Genomic DNA, 19,766 nt, shown 5'->3' with positions numbered 1-19,766 from the left:
GCCCGCATGAACCTCTCCGAGATCTGGATCCGCCGGCCGGTCATGACCGTCCTGGTCATGGTCTCCATCCTCTTCTTCGGGCTGGTGAGCTACAAGCTCCTGCCCATCAGCGACCTGCCCACCGTGGACTTCCCCATCATCGTGGTCAACGCCAGCCTGCCCGGGGCCAGCCCCGAGGTCATGGCCTCCTCCGTGGCCACTCCGCTGGAGAAGCAGTTCTCCAGCATCGCCGGGCTCGACGCCATGAGCAGCAAGAACATGCAGGGCAGCACCCAGATCGTCCTGCAGTTCTCTTTGGACCGCGACGCGGACGCGGCCGCCATGGACGTCAACACGGCCATCGCCGCGGCGCAGGGCTTTTTGCCCACCAACCTGCCCACGCCTCCCACCTACCTGAAGGTCAACCCCGCGGACCAGCCGGTCATATACTTCGCCCTGGCCTCGGACACCTTGCCCATCTCCACGGTCAACGAGTACGCGGAGACCACGGTCTCGCGCTACCTCTCCGCCCTGAGCGGGGTCGGCCAGGTCAACATCTACGGCTCCAAGAAGTTCGCGGTGCGCATCCAGGTCAACCCCGCGACCTTGACCGGCCGCAACATCGCGCTCTCCGAGGTCGCCGACGCCATCCGCGGGGGCAACGTGAACCTGCCCTCCGGCCAGATCGACGGGCTCCAGCAGTCCTACACCTTGGAGATCCCCGGCCAGCTCTTCAAGGCCGAGGAGTACGGCAACCTCATCGTCAAGTACCAGAACGGCTACCCGGTCCGCGTCAAGGACCTGGGCCAGGCTTTAGACGACGTGCAGACCAACAAGTCCACGGCTTGGTTCGTGAAAGGCGGCAAGAGCCAGGACGCGGTCATCGTGGCGGTCACGCGCCAGCCGGGCACGAACACGGTCAAGGTGGTCCAGGAGATCCGGGAGGCCTTCCCCAAGATCCGCCAGCTCATCCCAGCGTCGGTGGGCATCTACGAGGTCTTCGACCAGTCCCGCTTCATCGAGGAGTCCATCAAGGACGTGCAGCTGACCTTGCTGCTGACCATCACCTTGGTCATCTTCGTCGTCTTCCTCTTCATCCGGGAGTTCCGCCCCACCATCATCCCGAGCGTGACCATCCCGCTGGCTTTGGTGGCCACCTTCGCGGTCATGAAGGTCCTGGGCTTCTCGCTCAACAACCTCTCCATGATGGCCCTGGTCCTCTCGGTGGGCTTCGTGGTGGACGACGCCATCGTCATGCTGGAGAACGTCATCCGGCACATGGAGCTGGGCGAGGACGGCATGACCGCCACCTTGCAGGGCTCCAAGGAGATCGGCTTCACCATCATCTCCATGACCCTTTCCTTGGTCGTGGTCTTCGTGCCCCTGCTGTTCATGGGCGGGCTGGTGGGCCGCCTGTTCCGCGAGTTCGCGGTCAGCATCGCGGCGGCGATACTCGTCTCCGGGTTCCTATCCATCACGCTGACGCCCATGATGTGCAGCGTGATGCTCAAGGGCATGGGCAAGGGCGAGAAGAAGAAGGAGCCCAACCGGCTCTTCCGGCTCGTGGAGCAAGGGCTGCTGGCCATGAACGGGGGCTACGCGCGCACGCTCAAGCTCGCGCTGGGCCGCAAGAGCCTCTCTTTGTGGCTGACCGTCGGCGTCCTGGCCGGCACGGGGATCCTCTTCAAGGTCCTGCCCAAGGGCTTCATCCCCAGCCAGGACCAGGACTACTTCACCGTGTACACGCAGGCGGACGACAAGACCTCGTTCGCCCAGATGGTCGGGTATCAGAAGAAGGTCAACGCCATCCTCGCCCCGGACCCGGACCTGATGGACCTCATCTCCGTGGCCGGCATGAACCCGATGAACACGGGCTTCGTGTTCGCGGGCTTCAAGCCCTCCTCCGAGCGCAAGCGCAGCATCGACCAGATCCTGGCCTCCTACCGCGCTCCCTTGAACGCCGTGCCGGGCCTGATGGCCTTCCTCAACAACCCTCCGCCCATCACCGTGGGCGGCAAGTCCACCAACGCCCAGTGGCAGTACGTGCTGCAGAGCTCCAACCTCGACGACCTCTACCGGGTCACCCCGGTCATGGTGGACAAGATGCGCGCCGTGCCCGGCCTGACCGACGTGAGCTCGGACCTGCAGCTGCGCCGGCCCAAGCTGCGCATCCATGTGGACCGGGACAAGGCCTCCTCCTTGGGCGTCTCTTTGCAGGCCCTCCAGGACACCTTCTACTCGGCCTTCGGCTCGCGCTACGTCTCGACCATCTACGGCGAGAGCAACGAGTACTACGTCATCCTGGAGCTGGACCCCCAATTCATGCAGGACCCGGCCGCCATAGGCCGGATCTACCTGCGCTCGAAGACCGGGGACCTGGTGCCGCTCTCCACCATCTCGCGCATCGAGGCCACGGTCTCGCCCGTGGCCGTGAACCACCAGGGTCAGATCCCGGCCGCGACCATCTCTTTCAACCTCAAGCCGGGCACCTCCATCGGCCAAGCCATGGCCGCGGTCAAGAAGCTCGAGGCCGAGATCCTGCCCTCGACCATCAGCACGGACTTCTCCGGCTCGGCCAAGGAGTTCTCCAAATCCATGTCGACCTTGGGCTTCCTCATGGTCGTGACCATCTTCATCATCTACGTGGTCCTGGGGGTCCTCTACGAGAACTACTGGCACCCGGTCACCATCCTCTCAGCCCTGCCCTTGGCCGGGTTCGGGGCCCTGTTCTCTTTGTGGGTCTTCCGCATGGAGCTCGACATGTACGCCTTCGTGGGAGTCATCATGCTGGTGGGCCTGGTGAAGAAGAACGGCATCATGATGGTGGACACGGCCCTGGAGCTCCAGCGCGGCAAGAACCTGCCTCCGGAGGAGGCCATCTACGAGGCCTGCAAGGAGCGCTTCCGGCCCATCATGATGACGACCTTGGCGGCGCTGCTGGGCACCTTGCCCATCGCTTTGGGCTTCGGCGCGGGCGGCGAGTCGCGCATGCCCATGGGCGTGGCCGTGGTGGGAGGGCTGTTCTTCTCCCAGTTCCTGACGCTCTACGTGACCCCGGTCTTCTTCCTGTACTTCGACCGGATCGCCCGCTGGACCTCCGGGAGCAAGCCCGCCTAGGGGGAGGGGGGGCCGACCACCAGCCGCCAGCGGGTGCCGTGCAAACCCACCGCGGCCTTCCGCGCCTCCTTGCCGATCGGCTTGCTTGAAGCATAGAGGACCCGGCCGTCGTCCTGCAGGACCTTGACCGCCAACTCCCCGCTTGCGCTCAAAGGCCCGAGCAGTCCGCCCAGCAGGACCTCGGGCTTGATGAGCATGCTGGCCGAGCCCAGCAGTCGGCCGTCCCGCCCCAGGACCGGCCGCTCGAGGTCGAGGGCGTCGTACCCCTCGACGGAGCGGAAGATTTGGCTCAAGACCGGCTTGCGGGTGGCGTGCAGCCGCGCGACCTGCTCCTGCTTGCTGATGTCTGCTCCCTCGTAAGAGGCGTACTGGGCCGGCGCGACCGTGACCATCCGGCCCGCGGGGTCTACGGCCGCGCAGTCCACCACCTCCGGGTTGGCCAGGCACAGGCCCGTGAGCACTTTCCGGGCTCCGGCTCCGGTCAGGCCTTCCTTGGCGAGGCTCCGCGCGGCCGCGGCCAGGTCGCGGTCGAGCCGGCTAAGGACCGCCTGCAATTCCTTGGCGGCTCGCTGGGGCGAGGCTGGGGGGGCGCTTGCGGCTCCTCCGGGGCAGGGCAGCAGCGGGATGAGCGCGGCCAGAAGAAGCGATGTCCTGTTCATGGCGATATGATACCTCATCCGGGCCGCCGCAAATCTGATAGAGTAGGCGGGCCATTGGCATGGGATCCCGGAACCCGCTCATCCCGGAGGGAGGATTGATATGAAGATGAAGAGAATCGCACTGCTGGCAGCGGCCCTGGCGGCCGCCACGGTCGCCGTTGCGGCGGCCGGGAGCGCCGGGGCCAAGGCACCGGCCCTGGCCGCCATCGACGCCTACTGGCAAGCCTATGCGGCCAAAGACGCCGCCAAGCTCCTGACCATGACCGCGCCGGACTATTTCGGCTACGGCACCGGCAAGGACGAGCAGGTCTCGAGCCGCGAGCAGTTCCAGAAGTCCTTGGCGCGCGACTTCGCGCAGGCGAAGAGCATCTCGGTCAAGCTTACGCTCCTGGGCTTCGGCCATTCCGGCCGGGTCGCCTGGGCCGCCCATGGCCTGGAGTACATCGCCCAGACCGAGACCGGCGAGGTGAAGATGGAAGGCCGGCTGACCTCGGTCCTCGTCCAAAAGAATGGGAAATGGCTGCTCCAGCACTCCCATTTCTCGACGCCTCAGTCCGGCCAGGAAGAGGGCCGCTCGTTCCCGGCTCCCAAGAAGTAGGGCCGTCGGGCTTGCGAGAGTCTTGGCCTGAATTCCCGGGGTTGAACAACAGAACGGCGCCGACCAGAGTGTCGGCGCTGGGGTTTGCGTCCTCCCTTCGCTCGGACGCAAACCTTTCAAAATGGACCATCGTCTCGCTGGTCTCCTTTTGGATTCTCCGGGGCACCTTATGAAATAATAGCGACTTGGAGAATGGATTATGCTGAAATAATAATCAGTTTTCTGTAGTCTACCTCCAGCGCTGGAAGTAAACTACAAAAAATCGTTATAGAACTAGTACTTTTTGTTCGTCAGGTCGCCGCCTGCAACGGCCTGCAAAGCCGGCTTTAGATCAACGAAGATCGACGAAGGCAGTGAAGAAAAGCGCGGCCGCCTCCGCTGGCGGAATACTCCATCTGAGTATTTCTTAGTCGCCGGACCAGGGGTTGAAGCCGCCGGCGCGCACCGGCGCCTCGTCGCAGAGCTTCTCGAAGAGCTTGAGTTGCTCCGGCGTGGCGCCGCGCTCCTCCAGGCCCCAGTAGGTGGTGCCGTAGGCCATGTTGTACTCGGTTGAGGACCAGGGCCGGCCCTTGTAGGACTCCACGCCCTTGGCCGCGGATCGGATCTGCTCGTCCGTGACCCCGCCCAGGGCCATGGCTTGCTTCACGATGGGCTGCGCGGAGACGGCCGCGACCAGGTCCTTGCCGGGCGTGGCGTCGGAGACCCGGGCCACCTTGTAGGCGCCGTTGTTGAGGATCTTGACCAGCATGAGGCCGTGGTCCTGCAGGAGGTTGGAGATATCGTCCTCGCTGACCGAGTTCTCGATATTGAGTCCGCCGATGGAGAGCACGTAGGACTTGTAAAACTCGATGATGAGCATGCTGGCCGCGGGCGGGTCGAACTGGACGGGCTTGGCATAGAAAACGGCCCGCTGCTTTTGCAAGAACTGCGCGGCGGCCGCCGAAGCGAGGCCTTCGGCGCCGACCGTGTAGAGGCCGTCGCGGTCCACGGAGAGCACGCGCAGCCCGTGGGCGCTCAAAAACTCGCCGATCTCGGTCTCGCTGACCGAGGTCTCGACGTCGAGGCCACCGACGGGGCGCACCGTGGATTCCTTGAAGGCGATCTGGACCTGGTTGGCTTCCGGGACCGTGAAGGTCATGGGCGTGGCGTAGAGCACGATGCCTTTGCCGGAGAGCGCGTCGGCGACCGCGTCGGCCTGGTCCTGGCCCGTGACCGAGACCGTGTAATAGCCGTCCCAGCCCTTGGAGAGCAGGCGCAGGCCCTTGGATTCGAGGTAGGCTTCGATGTCAGTGGGAGTGACCTGGGATTCCACTTTGATGCCGCCGACGTCGGCGAGGACCGTCTTCTTGAAGCGCATGCGGATCTGCTTTTCTTTCGCCGGTTCAGGGGCCACGCCGCGGCGCAGTTCCGGGTTGAGGTTCTTCACGGTCACATAGGCCTTGAACGAACCCACGTGCGTCTCGCTCTGCATCCAATCGAAGGTGTATTCGACCTTGGCGCCTTTGGCGATGTCGCGCGCCGCGCGCACGGTGATGACCGGCGCCGTGGGGCCGTCGAGCTTGACGCCCATGGCGGCCAGGCCGCGGGTCCAGCCGGCCTTGCGGCGGGTCAGGGTCTCGATGAGCAGGCTCTGGTGCTGGGCCGAGACCTCGGGGGAGAAGGCGACGTTCTTGAGGAGGGGCGCGCCGCGCAGCTTGACCGGAGCGGCCTTGGCCGGCCCGGCAGGGGCCGTGACCGGGGTCGCGGCGTCATCGGCGGGCGCCTTGAAAGAGGGATCGAGCAGTTGGGCCGCCGCGTCCTTGGAGGTTTCCGCGCCGGACTTGGCGTCCTGGGTCTTGGCCAGGATCGGGGCGGCGGCCTGGGTGAAGGTCTCCAGGCGCTGGGACTGCGCGGCCACGGCCTGCGCCGGGGTCAGGCTCTCGCCGGGCTGGGCTATGAGGGAAGCGGGCACGATGGACGCGGCGAGCGGCGCGGCGCTGGGCAAAGCGGAGAGCGCCGGGGCTGCCTGCACCGCGGGGGCCAAAATCGGCACGGCCTGGAGGGAGGGGGCCGCCAGGCGCAGGTCCGCCGACTGGAGGGACAAAGACAAGCCTGTGGCGGAGAGGCCGCCGGCTCCCGGGAGCACGGGCATGATGGGAGAGGCCGTGGCCGCTGGGGCGGCCGTGCGCACGACCTGCGCTGCCGCGGCTCCGGAGGGGAGATTCGCGGCGAGCACGGCTATGAAAAGGGCGCGGTTCATCATGGCTGCTGGCCTCCAAGATTAGCTGAGTCTGATTATACCGCCTCCGAAGGGATCGGCATTGGGTCCTATGGGCCAGGATGCGGCTGACAATGGTCCTAAGCGCGGGGGGGCTTGGTGGCCTGCCGCTCGGTCAGGGGTGCATCGCGACGGCGGGAGCTTCCTGCTGGGAGGCTCCGCCGAGAGCGACTTCCTGCGTGCCGTCGCGGTCGGTGCGGTGGACGGCCACGCCCGCGGCCTGCAGGCGGTCCAAAGTCGACTGGGTCGGGTGCCCGAAGGTGTTCCGGCCGACCTCGATGTAGGCCGCCTTCGGCTGCACCGCCGCGAGGAAGGCCGCGCTGGTGGAGTACGCGCTGCCGTGATGGCCCACCTTGAGAATATCGGACTTGAGCCCATCGCCGTAGGTCTTGACGAGCCGGGCTTCGACGCCCGTGCCGGCGTCGCCCGTCAACAGCACGGAGGAGCCCTGGTAGGCGATCCTCAGCACGATGGAGCAGTCGTTGGGGAAGCTCCCGGCATCGGGCCCGAAGTCGGAGGCCTTGGCCGAGCTGGGGCAGGTGTTGAGGACCTGGACCTGCACTCCGGGGGCCCAGCTGAGGCTGTCGCCTTCGGCCGGGCGGGTCACGCTGCAGCCCGGCTCCTGGGCGGCCTTCTGGCGCACGAGCTCGTCGCCCTTGGCCGCGGTGTTGTCCACCCCGGTGTCGTAGAAGTTGTCCACCTGCAGGTTGTCGAAGACGTAGGGCATGCCGCCGTAATGGTCCGCGTGCGGGTGGGTCAGCACGAGGTAGTCGATCTTCTTGACGCCGTGCTGGGTCAGGAAACTGGCGACGATGGGGGTGGTGTACTGGGAGTTGGGGTCGGGAGCGGGGCCCGCGTCGATGAGCGCGGTCTTGCCGTTGGGCAGCTCGATGAACTCGGCGTCGCCCTGGAAGACGTTGACGAAATAGACGTTGAGGCCGTTGCCGAGGCTGAGCTTGGCGGCCTCGACCGGGGCTCCCGGGCCGGCCGACGGGACCTCCGGGAGCTGGGCGGATTGCAAGGCGGCGCCGAACGACTGGGGGAATTCCTGGGAGGCTAAAGACTCGAGACTCTTCGCGCCCAGGTGCGCCGGCAGGAGGAGGGCCAGCGCGGCCGCGAGGAGAAACTCCGTGCGGGACGTCGCGTGCCCTCCTGTTCTTGCCACGCCATAGCTTAGGTCGCTGGACCCAGAAAGTCAGGGGCCCCGGGGCCCGGCCTGAGCCTGGGCCCTAGGGCCTGGGCAAGGTGGGCCTAAAGTCCCATAAGGGATAGGCGCAATCCGCGTCCAGGCAGCAACCGGCTCTACCCGGCCAGCTTTTCCCCGCAGGAGAAGCAGAACTTGGCGACCGCGGGCAGTTGCGTCTGGCATTTGGGACATTTCGAGGCGCCTATGGGTTTGCCGCAACTCAGGCAGAACCTGGCTCCGGCCGGGTTCTCGGCCCGGCAAGCTGGACACGGCTCAATCTGCGCTTGGGGCGGGATGACCGGCGCGGCAGGAGGGTCGGTTGGCGTTTGGGGCTGCGGGGAAAGCAGCCCGTCGATGGCCTCCTTGAGCTTGGCCGAATTCACCGGCTTTTCTAGGAAGCATGAAAGCGGCAGATCCTCGGTCGCGTTGGACATGATCTGGAGACTGGAAGTCCCGCTCAGGAAAATGACCGGGACGTTAGCGCCTTGATCGAGGCTCCGCAGCTCTCGCAGGACCTCCGTCCCCGAGGCTCCCGGCATCTGGTAGTCCAGGATCACCAGGTCGGGCTTCTGCTGTCTGAACGCGAGGACGGCGCTAGTGCCGTCCTCAGCCGTGGCGACCTCATGGCCAAGCCCGTTCAGAATGCCTGATTCCACCAATCTGATCAGTTTGTTGTCATCGACGAGCAGTATCTTCGCCATGCCCAGAATTATCCATATTTCCCTGCGCCCCGTCAATCGCGCGGATCGCCTCACGTAAAATGTTGCCGAATCGACTCCTGGCGGTCCCGGGATTATCCTTGTATAATAAGCCCGACGCCGACGTAGCTCAGCGGTAGAGCAACCGCCTTGTAAGCGGTAGGTCGCCGGTTCGATCCCGGCCGTCGGCTGCGCCATCTGACCCATGAAGAGCCAAGCCCAGACCCATCCCCAGGAGAGCGCCCACCACCCCCACGGGCCTCTCGCCGCGCTCTTGTTCTTCTTCGTCTTCCTCATCGCCGCCTACTCCGCCCACGAGCCCGGCACCTGGCTGCACATCCGCACCGGCGCCGACATAATCGCCCGGCACGCCGTCCCGCAGGCGGACTCCTTCTCCCATACCGCCACCGGAGCGCCCTGGTCCACGGACTCCTGGCTCTGCGACGTCTTGTTCAAGCACCTGGACCGCAGCGGCGGCCTGCCGGCCCTGGCCACGCTCAAATGCAGCGTCATCGCCATCGCCTTCGCTTTGCTGCTGCCACTCTCGCCCGGCAGCCCCTTGCTCGCGGCCGGGGTGCTGGGCTTGGGCGCCGTGGCGGCCTGGCCGGGCATGACCGAGGCCCCCGGCCTCTTCGACTTCCTGTTTTTGGCCCTCCTCATCCGCGTGCTGCGGCCCAAGCGCCCCTTCACCTGGGCCACCGTGGCCCAGGTCGGCGTCGTCGAACTGCTTTGGTCCAACATCAACGGGAGCTCCGCGTTCATCGGCCTGGGGCTGGTGGGCATCAAGGTGGTCAAGACCACGATTCACGCGGGCCGGGGCGAGCGCCTGCGCTTCGGCGCGCTGCTCGCCGCGGCCCTGGCCGGCCTGGCCCTCAACCCCCACGGCCTCGCCATCATCAGGCACACCTTCCTCGACACGGCCCCGGCCGTCAGGCCGCCCTCGTCGTGGCTCAACCTCTACAGCGCTTTCGTCGTGGCCGGCGCCGCCGCGACCTGGATCTGCCTCCAGCAGGAGTTCTTCCTGGCCGTGTCCGCGGCCGGCCTGCTGGTCCTCTCCTTGGTCGCTCCGGTCCAGCAGCCCCTCTATATCCTGGCCGCCTGCCCGCTCATCGCCCTGGCGCTCGGGCACTTTCTGCATCCCCTGCGCGACACCGCCGGCCGCGTGGCGCGCCTGGCCTTGGCCTTCGCCGCGCTCTTCGTCTGGCACTGGCAGACGGTCTATGTCCCCTTGGGGCGCGTCCCCGGCTACGGCAGGCCCGCTTTGGAGGGGGCGGTCAACTACCTCAAGGCCAACGGGGTGACCGGCCGCATGTTCAACGAGCCGGAGACCGGCGACGAGCTCCTGGCCCTTTCGGGCCGGCCCGTGTTCGTGGACAGCCGCGCCGACCTCTACGGGACCTCGTTCATGAACGACGCCGAGCGCTGGCCCGCCCGCTTCCGGCAGCTGGCCGAGGCCTATCGCTTCAATTACGTCGTCATCCGCAACCGCCGCGCGGCCTATCCGGCGCGGGTGCTCGACGAGGCCCCGGACTGGCGGCTGGCCTACGCCGACGACGCGGCTTTGGTCTATCTGCGCCGCTCCAGCCCGGCGGGCTGGCTGGTCGCGGCCGCCTCCCGGCGTCTGGTCCCGCCCAACCAGCTCTGGCCCGACGACATGGACGCGCTGCTGGCTCGGCCGCCGCGCGGGGTCAAGGTCCTGGCGGAGCTCGACGCCTGGATCCTGCAGTCCCCGGAGAGCGCCCAGCCCCTGTTGTGGAAGGCCTACGCCCTCGACCGCATGCACATGTCCCCGAAGGCCGACCGGCTTCTGGACGTCGCCCGCGGCCGCATCGCCCGGCGGCGCGACCCGGAGCTCATGGCCCAGCTCGCCAGCGTCCTGCAGCGGCGCGGGCAAGCTGAGGACGCGCTGCGCCTCTACCAGAGCGCGGCGCGCTTGGCGCGGCGCCAAGGCGAGCGCGGCCTGGAGGCGGCGTTGAGCCTGCGCTTGGCCGCGGCCTGGCGCCAGTCTGGGGACACGGACCGGGCGGACCGCTGGGAGAGGCGGGCCAAGCGCCTGGCGCTCCTGAACGAGGATTGAGGGGGGAAGGTCCCCTTTCCTGGACAAAGCGATTTTCTCCTGATATACTCACAACGGGCTTTATGAAACGGACCTGGGCGGCGGCGACCTTGGCGCTTTGCGGACTGCTCGCCAGCGGCTGCAAGCCGCCTTCCCATTCCCTCTACACATCCCCGAACCGGGACTTCCAGTGCGACGTGCCTTGGGCCTGGAGCGTGATATACGACTCGGAGGGGACGCACTTCACCAACCTCACTTTCATCGGCCCGTTCGAGCCGGAGTTCTATCTGGGAGCGCCAAGCTTCAGCGTGCGCTGGTACACGCGCTACGCGACGCATCTCCTGCGCGACGGTCAGTCGGAGCTCTACAGCGGCCCCGACGATTTCATCAAGCAGATCCTCGATTCGGTCTACGGCAAGGAACGCATCATGTTCCGTCCCGTCCAAGACATGGAGATTGACGGGCGGAAATTCAAGTACTTCGTGGTGTCGTCGTTGGGGCCGGCGGCGCCCGGGGCGCGCTGGGGCACCGGTGAGCAAGACGGCAAACTCATCAATCCTCGTAAGCACGCGTATGCCATCCTGCCCATGTCCGGAGGCTTCTATGTGCTGACCTATCCGGCCACTATCCAAGCTTACGACGCCGAGCCGAAGACGCGATTCGAAAAATTGAAGATATATAGGGATCAATTTGACGAGCTGGTGCATTCGTTCGTGCCGCTCAAGGACGGCCCCGGGGGCTCGCCGCTCCCGCCGCCGTCCCGGAGCAAACCCGCCAAGTAGGATCCTGACTGGAGCCGCCGAGTCTGCCATGAGCGCCGAGAAGCCCCGTCCCTCCGCCGCTGCGCGATCCCGGTCGCGTACGCGCGATCTGCGCCTGTCCGTGAGGATCAAGGCCAAGCCCGCCGCGGTCTACCGCGTGCTGACCTCGGCCCGGGAGCTGTGCCGCTGGTGGCTCACCGGCGCCGAGACCGACGCGCGCAACGCGGGCCGCCTGCGCATGGTCTGGCCCAAGCGTCCCGGCTGCCGCAGCTTCTCCGGCGAACGCGAAGGCTGCTTCGTGGATCTCGAGCCCGAGCGCAAGGTGGCCTGGATGTGGCGCGCGGGCTCGCGCCGCAACGGCGTCCCGCCCCTGTGCAGCTTCTTCATCCTGCCCAAACGGGGAGGCTGCGAGGTGACCTTGCTGCACGCGGGCTTCCCGCGCCGCGTGGCCGCTGACAAGACCTATGCGTGCTTCGCCACGGGCTGGGAAGACGCCTTGGCCAAGCTCAAGCTCTATCTGGAGACCGGCCGGACCTGCAAGCCGGAGGTCCTCACCTTGGCGGCGCTCAAGATACTCCTCAAGCCCCGCAAATAGCCCAGCCTTCTCTTAGCGCAGATCCTTGATGAGGAGCCGGCGCTGGCCTTCGGGCGGCACGAAGAGCTGAGGGCTCTGGTCGCGGTTGTCGAGGCGGGCGGCGTCCTCGACCTGGGGCCGGAGGTAGTCGTAGAGGTCCTGGACGGTCACTCCTTCCTGGCTCCCCCGCGCGGCGCCGTTGAGCCCCTTGAGGAAGTAATAGGTGAAAAGGCCGTGGCCCTGCGACTGGACCGTGCCCGTGATCTCATCGGCGCCCGAGGCCGTGAAGAGCACCAGGTGCTTGGCCGAGCCGCGGCCGAGGTCCACCTTGGTGACCAAGGGCCGGGTGCCTTCGGCCAGCACCGAGCGGCCGCCCGCCCCGGAGAAGCAGGCGTCGAGCACCACCACGACTTGCTTGGCGGGCAAGGCATCGAGCTTGGCGAGGAGCTTCTGCATCGGATAGCCGGTCTCGTCGAGGTATTTGGGGTCCGCGTCCCAGGGCAGCAGGTAGGTCTGCCCGGTCTTGGGGTCCGGCGCGCCGTGGCCCGAGAAATAGAAGAAGACCCGGGAGTCCTTGCCGACTTGTTTGGGCAGCCAGGTGTCCACGTATTTCTCCAGTCCCGACCGGACGGCCTTGTTGTCGGCGAGGAACATGGTGTTGCGCACGGGATAGCCGAGGCTCTTGAGGTGGTCGCGCACGGCCTGGGCGTCGCAGGCCGCAAAGTCGGCCTTGGGCAGGCTGGAGTAGTTCTCGACGCCGACCACCACGGCGAAACTGTCGGGGTGCTCCTTGACCTGATAGCCGGGGGCGTCAACGTCGGAACGGCACTGCGGCTGCGGGGCCGCCGGCTCCTCCGGGGGCGCGATCAGGGTCTCGTAGTTCGAGATGAGCGCCGGGTGGGCGGGGCTGTAGGGGGCGTAGCCGTTGTCGATAGGGAAATAGACGGTCTGCGGCTGGGCGGCGCTGGAGGGGGTGTAGCCTTCGTTGACCCGGATGTAGACGGTCTGCGTCCGGGCCCGCCGGGGGCCCACGAACCGCCTCGGCGCGAACGCCGGGCGCTTCGGCCGCAGGGCCGGAACCGCCCGGCGCGCCTGCCGCGTTCCGTGACCATGCGGCTCCCGATTCCTTTGCGCGGCCGCGGAACCCGCGGCCAGCAGGAGCAGGGGCAGTATGACCAGGTGTATCCTCATGTCCGGGAGACCCGCCCCTATTATACTACCTGCGGCATCGGACCCGCCCCTGCGTGTGCTATCATAAACCGGCCGGACTGGAGGAGCCATGACCTTGACGAGACTGACTTTGGCCGCGGCCCTGGCCTGCGCCATGGCCGCGCCGGCGCGGGCGCAGCCGCAGCCGCGCCTCTTCAGGCCGCCGACCTTGGTGCGGGCCATAGGCTTTTCGGCCTGGTACGAGGGCGGGCGGGTCATAGCGACCTGGAAGAAGTACAAACGGGCGGACTTCAAGGCCTACAAGCTGGTCCGCTCCTCGACCATGCACGACCCCGTATACCCCGAGAACGGGGAGCTTTTCTCCGCGGGCGATCGCGCGGTCACCAGATACGTGGATGCCAAGGTCGACGGCGGCATCTGGTACTACCGGCTCTGCGTCATCACCAAGGGCAACAACCGCTGGGTCAGCCCCGTCATCGAGATCGTGGTCAACAAGGACGTCGGCCCCGAGGCCGTCCCCAAGGCCAAGGACTTCGAATGAGAGGGCCCGCAGGGGCCGGCCGATGAGGCGGCTCGCGGAGAGGCTCCTGGCGGCCTGTCTCGGGCTGTGCGCCGCGATCGTGATCATGGAGGGGGCCCTGTACCTGCGGGGCGACCGCAGGTTAGAGCCTGACAGGAATTTCAGCTATCTCTACCTGGACATGTACCGCCCCTCCTTCAAGCGGGTCGTGCGGGATGGGAAAGCCCGCTATGAGAGCGTCCGGCCTCGCCTGCGGCCGCAATCCTTCCCCGAGCGGAAAGGGCCGTCGACCAAGCGGGTCTTCATCATCGGCTCTTCCACGGCTCAGAACTTCCCCCCTGATATCCTCGCCCGCAAGCTGAGGCAGGTCCTGCCCCAGTCCGATTTCCAGGTCATCAATTGCGGCATGGGGATGTTCGACGCCTATCGCACGCTGCTGATGGGGCGGGAGATCCTGGGCTACGCTCCCGACCTCGTGGTCTTCATCGCGGGCAACACCGAGGTCCCGGGGACGCGCCGGGTCAATCCATGGAAGTATGAAGGCGCGTTGTCCTACAGCGCGGTCTTCCGCAGGCTCTGCGACCTGCTGGGCCCTCAGGTGGACGTTTTGCTGACCGGGCTGGACCGCTACTATTTCGAAGCCCTCGAAAGGTTCGCCGATGAAGCGGCCCGCCGCGGGGTGCCCGTCGTCCTGTGCACCCTGCCGGTCAACTATCGGGACAACCATTTCTCGTCCAAGCTCGTCCCCTTCCAGGACGACTTCATCCTCATGCTCGAAGCCCTGCGGCGCGGGAACCTCGCGGCCGCCCAGGGGCTGGGCACGGCCCTGGAGAGCCGCTATCCCGGCAGCGCTTTGGTGGCCTACTGCCAGGGGCTCATCGCCGAGCGCCGGGGCCGCTACGACCAGGCGCGCAGCCGCTATGCCCGCGCCCTGGAGCGCGATCCCTCCCCGATGTCCTGCACCCCCACGCGCAACCAGGGCATCCGGGACCTGGCCGCAAGGTACGGCCTGCCCCTGGCCGACCTCGAGCGCCGATTCATCGCCTTCGCCCCGCACGGCATACCGGGATTCGACCTCTTCGAGGACAACTGCCATGTCTGGCCGCCCGCCTACGAGCTCTACGCCGACGCGATCATCGACGCCCTCTTCGCCTGCAACGCCTCCCGCGGGACAGGCATCTTGGCGCCCGGCGGACAGTGGCGGATGGCGAACGCGACCCGGCTCACCTACCCGGAGCTCATGGCCCGGCTGGACCGCAAGGTCGCGGCGGAACGAGCGGCCTACCCCATGCGTCTGGCGCTCTTCGATATCCTGGGCGGCGGGGCTCTCTCGCCGCTGAGCTCGCGGGCCATCCAGACCTTCGAGTCGGTCCTCGGGACGCATCCGGAGGCGGTCCTCTCCTTGCGCACCGAGTCCCGGGAGTGGGCGGCGCGCTTGAGGCGGGACGTCTGGCTCGGACACCTGACGCGCGCGATAGACCGGGGCTGGTGGCGGGTCCTGCTCAACGCGGGCGAGGCCCTCCGGCGCCAGGGCCGCTACCGCGAGGCCCGCCTCTTCTTCGACGAGGCCGGCGCCCTCCAGCGGGACAACGTGGCGGTGCGCTATCTACAGGGCCTGACCCACGGCGTCCTGCTCAGCGGCTCACTTGGCCCGCGTGGCCCGCGAGAACTCGCAGGCGCCGGTCTTGGCGTCCCGCCGATAGGTCAGCCCCTTCATTAGGGCCAAGGCGAACAGGGCGTCCCGGGCCGGGACCTTGCGCAGAGAGGCGGTGACCCGCAGCGCCATGATGTCGCCGCTCGCGCCGACCTTGATGCCGGCCTGCTTGCCCACCGAGTCCATATAGACCCCCAAGGGGGATTTGTCGACGCTGACGGTGACGAACTTGTCCAGGCGGGGGTCCGCGACGCCGGAGCTGGGGTCCTTCGGCATGGCGGTGCCGAAACGCGCGACGAAATACGTGTCATGGGGCCCGACCGGCCAGAGCGCGATGCCTTGGTCGCCCAAGGTCTTCTGCAGGATCTGCCGCGCCGTGCCCTTGGACAGGACGGTCTTCACCTTCTGCTGCTCCAGCCCCTCGCGGATCACGAAGTTCGCCGTGGTCTTCTTCGCGGCCCAGTCCAGGAAGGACGCGAGCGTCCAGTCGGCCGCTTTGACGACGAGCGGCTCGTTGAGCACGGTCTTCTCGGGCTCCTGCGGCGGCAAAGACGGGCTTCGCGGGGCGGCGGGCTTCTTGGCTTGGTCCGGCTTCTGCGCCGCGGCGGCCGGGGCGGGCTTCTTGGTTTGGTCCGGTTTCTTCGCCGTCGCGGCCGGGGCCGGCTTCTTGGCTTGGTCCGGCTTCTGCGGCTCGGCGCTGACCGCCCACGAGGCCAGAAGGCCGATCATGCCGCACACCAGGACGCTTTGTCGTTGCATTGGTTCTCCCTCCTTCCGCCGTCCAGCAGGATTGTACAATACTTTTGCTTAAGGCTATCATATCGCGGATGCCGCCCGAGACGCGTCGGAGTATCCTGGCCTTGGCCTTGCTGGCCGCCAGCGCGGCTCTGCCGCCGTGGGCCAGCGGCCGCGAGCGGCGCAACCTCGTCCTGATCAGCCTCGACGCGCTGCGGCCGGACCATGTCGGGGCCCTCGGCTATCCCCAGCCCATCACGCCCCGCCTGGACCGCTTCGCGGGCCAGGCCGCCGTCTTCGCCAACGCGGTATCCCAGGCCCCCTGGACGCTGCCCTCCATGCTCTCCGTCTTCACGTCTTTGTACCCGCACCAGCACGGCGTGGTCAATCGCTACGCCGTCTTCACCGCGCGGAAACAGGAGCTCGCCAAGCTGCCCTACCAGTTCCTGACCTTGGCCCAGGTCCTCAAGGAGGCCGGCTACGCCACGGCGGCCTTTACGGGCGGCGCGGGCCTGGGCCGCGGTTCGGGCATGTCGCGGGGCTTCGACGTCTATTCCGACTCCGCGACCTTCGGGGGCTTCGAGTCGACGCTCCCCCAGGCCCTGGACTGGCTGCAAGGCCACCAGGACCAGCGTTTCTTCCTGTTTGCCCACGGCTACGATGTGCACGGCCAGTTCGGCCGCCGGGACGAATCCTGGATGGCGCGCCGCGCCCAGGGCATCGCGGGCGAAGCCGGCCCCGCGTCCGCCGACGAGGTGCGGTCCTGGCGCGCAGGCTACGACGCCAAGATCGCCCGGGCCGACGCGCGCCTGGGCTCCTTCCTGGAGGGACTTCGGGCCATGCCGCGGCTCCGGCAGCGGACCGTCGTCGCGGTCATCTCGGACCACGGGGACGAATTCGACGAGCACGGCGGCGTCGACCACGGCCTGACCCTGTACGACGAGGTCATCCGCGCGGTGCTGATGGTCCAGGCCCCGGGCCTGGCCCCGCGGCGCATCTCCGAGCAGGTGCGCCTCATCGACGTGCTGCCCACTTTGCTGGAGCTCATGGGCGTCCGGCCCCCCGCGCGGCTGCGGGAGCAGATGCGGGGGGTCAGCCTCCAGCCGCTCCTGGAAGGCAAGCCCCTGGCGCTGGACGCCTTTTCGGAGACCGACTTCCTCCTGCGCTCCTGCCGGCGCTCGCTGCGCTCCGCGGGCGGCTGGAAGCTCATCGACGACGAGCTCGGCGATGCCCGCGAGCTCTACGACCTCAGGACGGATCCGGGGGAGCGGCGCAATCTCTTCGCGCAGGAGCCGGCCATCGCTTTCGACCTGGAGAAGAAGCTGCGCCGGCTGGCGGGCGACTAACGGGGTGCTGACAAAGTCCGTCTTGCGAGCGGGCGAGCGATAGCTCGCCCGCAACCGACCCGCGAAGCGGGGCGGAAGAACCGGGTTGATAGGTCGAGCGGAGGATGGCGCCTTCGGCGCGACTGGCGAGCCTTCGGCTCGCCAGTTCGGAGACGGACTGCAGCCGCCTACAGCCCGCTGAATCGACTGTGTCCGGACATAGTCTTCACTGGCTTGGCATGCGACTGTTGATATCTTGCGGGTTCTTCAACAGCCCGCTAGGAACCTTTCCGAGCTCCGCGGCGCGTTCCTCCAGCCTCCGCGCCGCCGCCGGCCGGCCCCAGTCCCGATAGAAGCCCGCCATCGCTGCCAGCAGCTCCCGGAATTGGGGGTCCGCGGGGGTCTTGCCCAGGAGGGCCTCGGCCTCCTGGAAGCACCGCTCGGCCGGCTCGAATCGGCGCTGAGACTGGTAGAAGCGCGCCGCCCCGGTCAGGGTCTGGAGGTATTGGTGGTTGCCGGGGATCCCCTTGCCCACGGCCAAGGCGCGCTCATAGAGCGCCCGCGCCACGTCGTGGCGTCCATCCCGCTCCGCCAGCACCGCCAGGGCGGCCAGCGCCTCTTCCAGCTCCGTCGACTGCGGTCGTTTCTCCAGCAAGGCGAGCGCTCGGCGATGGTAGGCCTCCGCGTCGGCAGCCTTGTTCACCGCCAAGGCCAGCATCCCGGCCAGGTTCAAGAATCGCGGGTCGTCGGGGATCTTCTCCAGGATGGCGCGGCTGCGCACATAGAGGGCGGCGAGGTCGCCCTGCCGTCGCTGGTCGCCGGCGCGCTGCTCGGCGGTGTAGACGGCGGAGAGATGGGTGATGGCTTGGAGCAGGTGCGGATAGTCCGGCGGGGATTTGCGCTCCGCGACCTCGATGGCGCGCATGTATAAGGCCGCCGCTTTGTCGTTCTGTCCGCGCACGGCGTATGAATAGGCCAGATGGTGGTAGGACCGAGGGTCCTCCGGGGCCAATTCCTGCGCTTTCTGGAACGTGCGCAATGCCGCGGCGTCGTCGCCGCTGTCGAGCTCCGCGTAGCCGAGCTGGACGTAGGCTTCCGCGCAGGTGGGGCACAGGGCCTGCGCCTCTCGGGCGGCCTTCTTGGCCTCGTCATAGCGGCGCAAGAGGTAGAGGCTGGTGGAGCGCTTCACCAGCAGGCTGTAGTCGCCCAGGTCGCGCCGCCCGGCCTTCTCCAGGCACTGCGCCGCCTCCGTCAGCAGGCCCATCCTCCTGTAGACGCCGGCCAGGCGGTCGTAGCCCTCGACGGCCTGCGGCTCCAAGGCTTCGGCTTTTTTCAGAGCGGCTGCGGCTTCGGCGCGCCGGTCCACGAGCAGCAGGACCTCCCCGAGGGTGACGAAGTACTCGAAAGTCCCCGCATCCCGCGCCTGCAGGCGGGCCAGGATATTCTCGGTCTCGGCCACCTCTCCCAGGCCCCGGCGGGCCGAGGCCTCCTCGCCGATCAAGGACAGGGTGCGCATGTGGGCGGGTCCCAGTTCCGCCTCGGACCGTTCGACCGCCGCGCGCAGCAGCGCCGCCCCGCCGCGCAGGTCTCCGGCGTCCAAGCGCGCCTGCGCCGCGGATTCCAGCTCCCCCAGGGGCATGCCGCCGGTCGCCCGAGGGCCCGCGCAGCCCAGGCCGGCGGCGATGAGGCACAGGCCCCAGGCGCGGGCCGCCCGGCTCATCGCTCGCGTCCCGGCTGGATCTCCAACGGCGCCATGGTGTCCGCGCTGGAGCCGAACTCCGGCTCCGGCTCGGAGAGGATGAAGCGGCTCCCGCGTTTGCGCAAGGACATCTTGCCCGAGGGCAAAGAGTCGACCAGCCAGCGCAGCTCGAACTGCGGGCTGGGGCCGACCCGGCCGGGCAAAGACACGGCGAAGCGTCCCTCGCCGTCGGCGGTGGCGGTGGCCCGGGTCAGGACATAGCGGGGCGCGACGATGTCCTCGACCCCCGCCTCCGCCATGCTGGCCCCTTCCGCGCCAAGGGGCGCGTCGGCCACGGAGCTGCCGGCCCAGCCCCGCAGGCGGCCCTGGACCCAGAGGTCGAAACCGCATTCCCGCCGCCACGGCGCCGCCACCAAGTCCGCCGGAGGCGCCAGCACGGCCAGGGGCGCCATCAGGATGAGGGCGAAGAAGCCCCGGACCAGCGTGTAAGGGTCCACGTTCCTGTTGAACATCTGCCCGGCGACGCTCCGGTACCTCAGCCCGATGTCCCGGGAGAACTCCATCCGGAAAGCGCGCCTGCGGCAGTCCAGGCCCGTGACGCCCGCCGAGGAGACCTGGACGCGCACGTTGGAGGTCGGCAGCAGGGTCTCGCCGTGAAGAGGCGTACCCAGGAGCAGCGCCGCGGCGAGCCCGAGCGCTGGAAGGCGGGGGCTCCGGCCCCCGTGGCGATGAAAAGATGTTGTCGTGAGCACGTCCGGATCCCAAGCTATGATAGCAA

General features: G+C 67.6%; 16 protein-coding genes and 1 tRNA gene. 9 read left to right on the top strand and 8 right to left on the bottom strand.

Annotated features, from left to right (window positions below):
• Window positions 1–6: 6 nt before the first annotated feature.
• On the top strand, window positions 7–3,096 hold the full coding sequence (locus NTY77_07155) for an efflux RND transporter permease subunit (protein ID MCX5795251.1): 3,090 nt from the start codon (window positions 7–9) through the stop codon (window positions 3,094–3,096).
• Here the strand turns inward: NTY77_07155 and NTY77_07150 are convergent.
• Window positions 3,093–3,755, bottom strand: coding sequence for a PDC sensor domain-containing protein (locus NTY77_07150; protein ID MCX5795250.1), 663 nt, complete (start codon window positions 3,753–3,755; stop codon window positions 3,093–3,095). The two genes, NTY77_07155 and NTY77_07150, sit on opposite strands and share 4 nt — an antisense overlap.
• A 100-nt stretch (window positions 3,756–3,855) precedes the next feature.
• On the opposite strand from NTY77_07150, the gene NTY77_07145 reads away from it, so the two are divergent.
• Window positions 3,856–4,353, top strand: coding sequence for a nuclear transport factor 2 family protein (locus NTY77_07145; GenBank protein ID MCX5795249.1), 498 nt, complete (start codon window positions 3,856–3,858; stop codon window positions 4,351–4,353).
• Between the two features lie 406 nt (window positions 4,354–4,759).
• Here the strand turns inward: NTY77_07145 and NTY77_07140 are convergent, their stop codons facing one another.
• The 3 genes from NTY77_07140 to NTY77_07130 all read right to left on the bottom strand — a co-directional run bounded on the left by NTY77_07140 (window position 4,760) and on the right by NTY77_07130 (window position 8,497).
• On the bottom strand, window positions 4,760–6,592 hold the full coding sequence (locus NTY77_07140; GenBank protein MCX5795248.1) for a hypothetical protein: 1,833 nt from the start codon (window positions 6,590–6,592) through the stop codon (window positions 4,760–4,762).
• 133 nt (window positions 6,593–6,725) lie between these two features.
• Window positions 6,726–7,775: a ComEC/Rec2 family competence protein gene (locus tag NTY77_07135; protein MCX5795247.1), complete on the bottom strand. Its 1,050-nt coding sequence runs from the start codon at window positions 7,773–7,775 to the stop codon at window positions 6,726–6,728.
• A 137-nt stretch (window positions 7,776–7,912) separates the two neighbouring features.
• Window positions 7,913–8,497 (bottom strand): response regulator, encoded by a 585-nt coding sequence (locus NTY77_07130; protein MCX5795246.1) that lies wholly within the window; start codon window positions 8,495–8,497, stop codon window positions 7,913–7,915.
• A gap of 116 nt (window positions 8,498–8,613) precedes the next feature.
• On the opposite strand from NTY77_07130, the gene NTY77_07125 reads away from it, so the two are divergent.
• From NTY77_07125 to NTY77_07110, 4 genes are all read left to right on the top strand, one after another.
• Window positions 8,614–8,685: transfer RNA gene (locus NTY77_07125), tRNA-Thr, on the top strand.
• 14 nt (window positions 8,686–8,699) lie between these two features.
• Window positions 8,700–10,571 carry a tetratricopeptide repeat protein gene (locus NTY77_07120; protein ID MCX5795245.1) on the top strand — a complete coding sequence of 624 codons (1,872 nt, stop codon included), beginning with the start codon at window positions 8,700–8,702 and terminating at the stop codon, window positions 10,569–10,571.
• Window positions 10,572–10,633: 62 nt separating this feature from the next.
• Window positions 10,634–11,332: a hypothetical protein gene (locus tag NTY77_07115; GenBank protein MCX5795244.1), complete on the top strand. Its 699-nt coding sequence runs from the start codon at window positions 10,634–10,636 to the stop codon at window positions 11,330–11,332.
• A gap of 28 nt (window positions 11,333–11,360) precedes the next feature.
• Window positions 11,361–11,906, top strand: coding sequence for an SRPBCC domain-containing protein (locus NTY77_07110; protein MCX5795243.1), 546 nt, complete (start codon window positions 11,361–11,363; stop codon window positions 11,904–11,906).
• Window positions 11,907–11,918: 12 nt separating this feature from the next.
• Here NTY77_07110 and NTY77_07105 read toward each other — a convergent pair whose 3' ends face one another.
• Complete coding sequence (locus NTY77_07105) at window positions 11,919–13,076, bottom strand: caspase family protein (GenBank protein MCX5795242.1); 1,158 nt, start codon at window positions 13,074–13,076, stop codon at window positions 11,919–11,921.
• 88 nt (window positions 13,077–13,164) lie between these two features.
• Here NTY77_07105 and NTY77_07100 point away from each other — a divergent pair, with 88 nt between their 5' ends.
• Both NTY77_07100 and NTY77_07095 read left to right on the top strand, forming a co-directional pair.
• Window positions 13,165–13,596: a hypothetical protein gene (locus NTY77_07100; protein MCX5795241.1), complete on the top strand. Its 432-nt coding sequence runs from the start codon at window positions 13,165–13,167 to the stop codon at window positions 13,594–13,596.
• A 22-nt stretch (window positions 13,597–13,618) separates the two neighbouring features.
• The gene (locus NTY77_07095) at window positions 13,619–15,295 is read left to right on the top strand and encodes a hypothetical protein (protein ID MCX5795240.1); all 1,677 of its coding nucleotides are present in this window, start codon (window positions 13,619–13,621) and stop codon (window positions 15,293–15,295) included.
• Here the strand turns inward: NTY77_07095 and NTY77_07090 are convergent.
• Window positions 15,218–15,988 (bottom strand): hypothetical protein, encoded by a 771-nt coding sequence (locus NTY77_07090; protein ID MCX5795239.1) that lies wholly within the window; start codon window positions 15,986–15,988, stop codon window positions 15,218–15,220. The genes NTY77_07095 and NTY77_07090 overlap by 78 nt on opposite strands.
• A 68-nt stretch (window positions 15,989–16,056) precedes the next feature.
• Between NTY77_07090 and NTY77_07085 the strand changes: the two genes are divergently transcribed.
• Window positions 16,057–17,310, top strand: coding sequence for a sulfatase (locus tag NTY77_07085; GenBank protein ID MCX5795238.1), 1,254 nt, complete (start codon window positions 16,057–16,059; stop codon window positions 17,308–17,310).
• Between the two features lie 205 nt (window positions 17,311–17,515).
• Here the strand turns inward: NTY77_07085 and NTY77_07080 are convergent, their stop codons facing one another.
• Window positions 17,516–19,009, bottom strand: coding sequence for a tetratricopeptide repeat protein (locus NTY77_07080; protein MCX5795237.1), 1,494 nt, complete (start codon window positions 19,007–19,009; stop codon window positions 17,516–17,518).
• Complete coding sequence (locus NTY77_07075; GenBank protein ID MCX5795236.1) at window positions 19,006–19,740, bottom strand: hypothetical protein; 735 nt, start codon at window positions 19,738–19,740, stop codon at window positions 19,006–19,008. Before NTY77_07075 ends, NTY77_07080 begins: the two co-directional genes overlap by 4 nt.
• Between the last annotated feature and the right edge of the window lie 26 nt (window positions 19,741–19,766).

Source organism: Elusimicrobiota bacterium, assembly GCA_026388095.1.
Taxonomy (GTDB): Bacteria; Elusimicrobiota; Elusimicrobia; order UBA1565; family UBA9628; genus UBA9628.
This window is presented reverse-complemented; position numbering and strand designations above follow the sequence as displayed.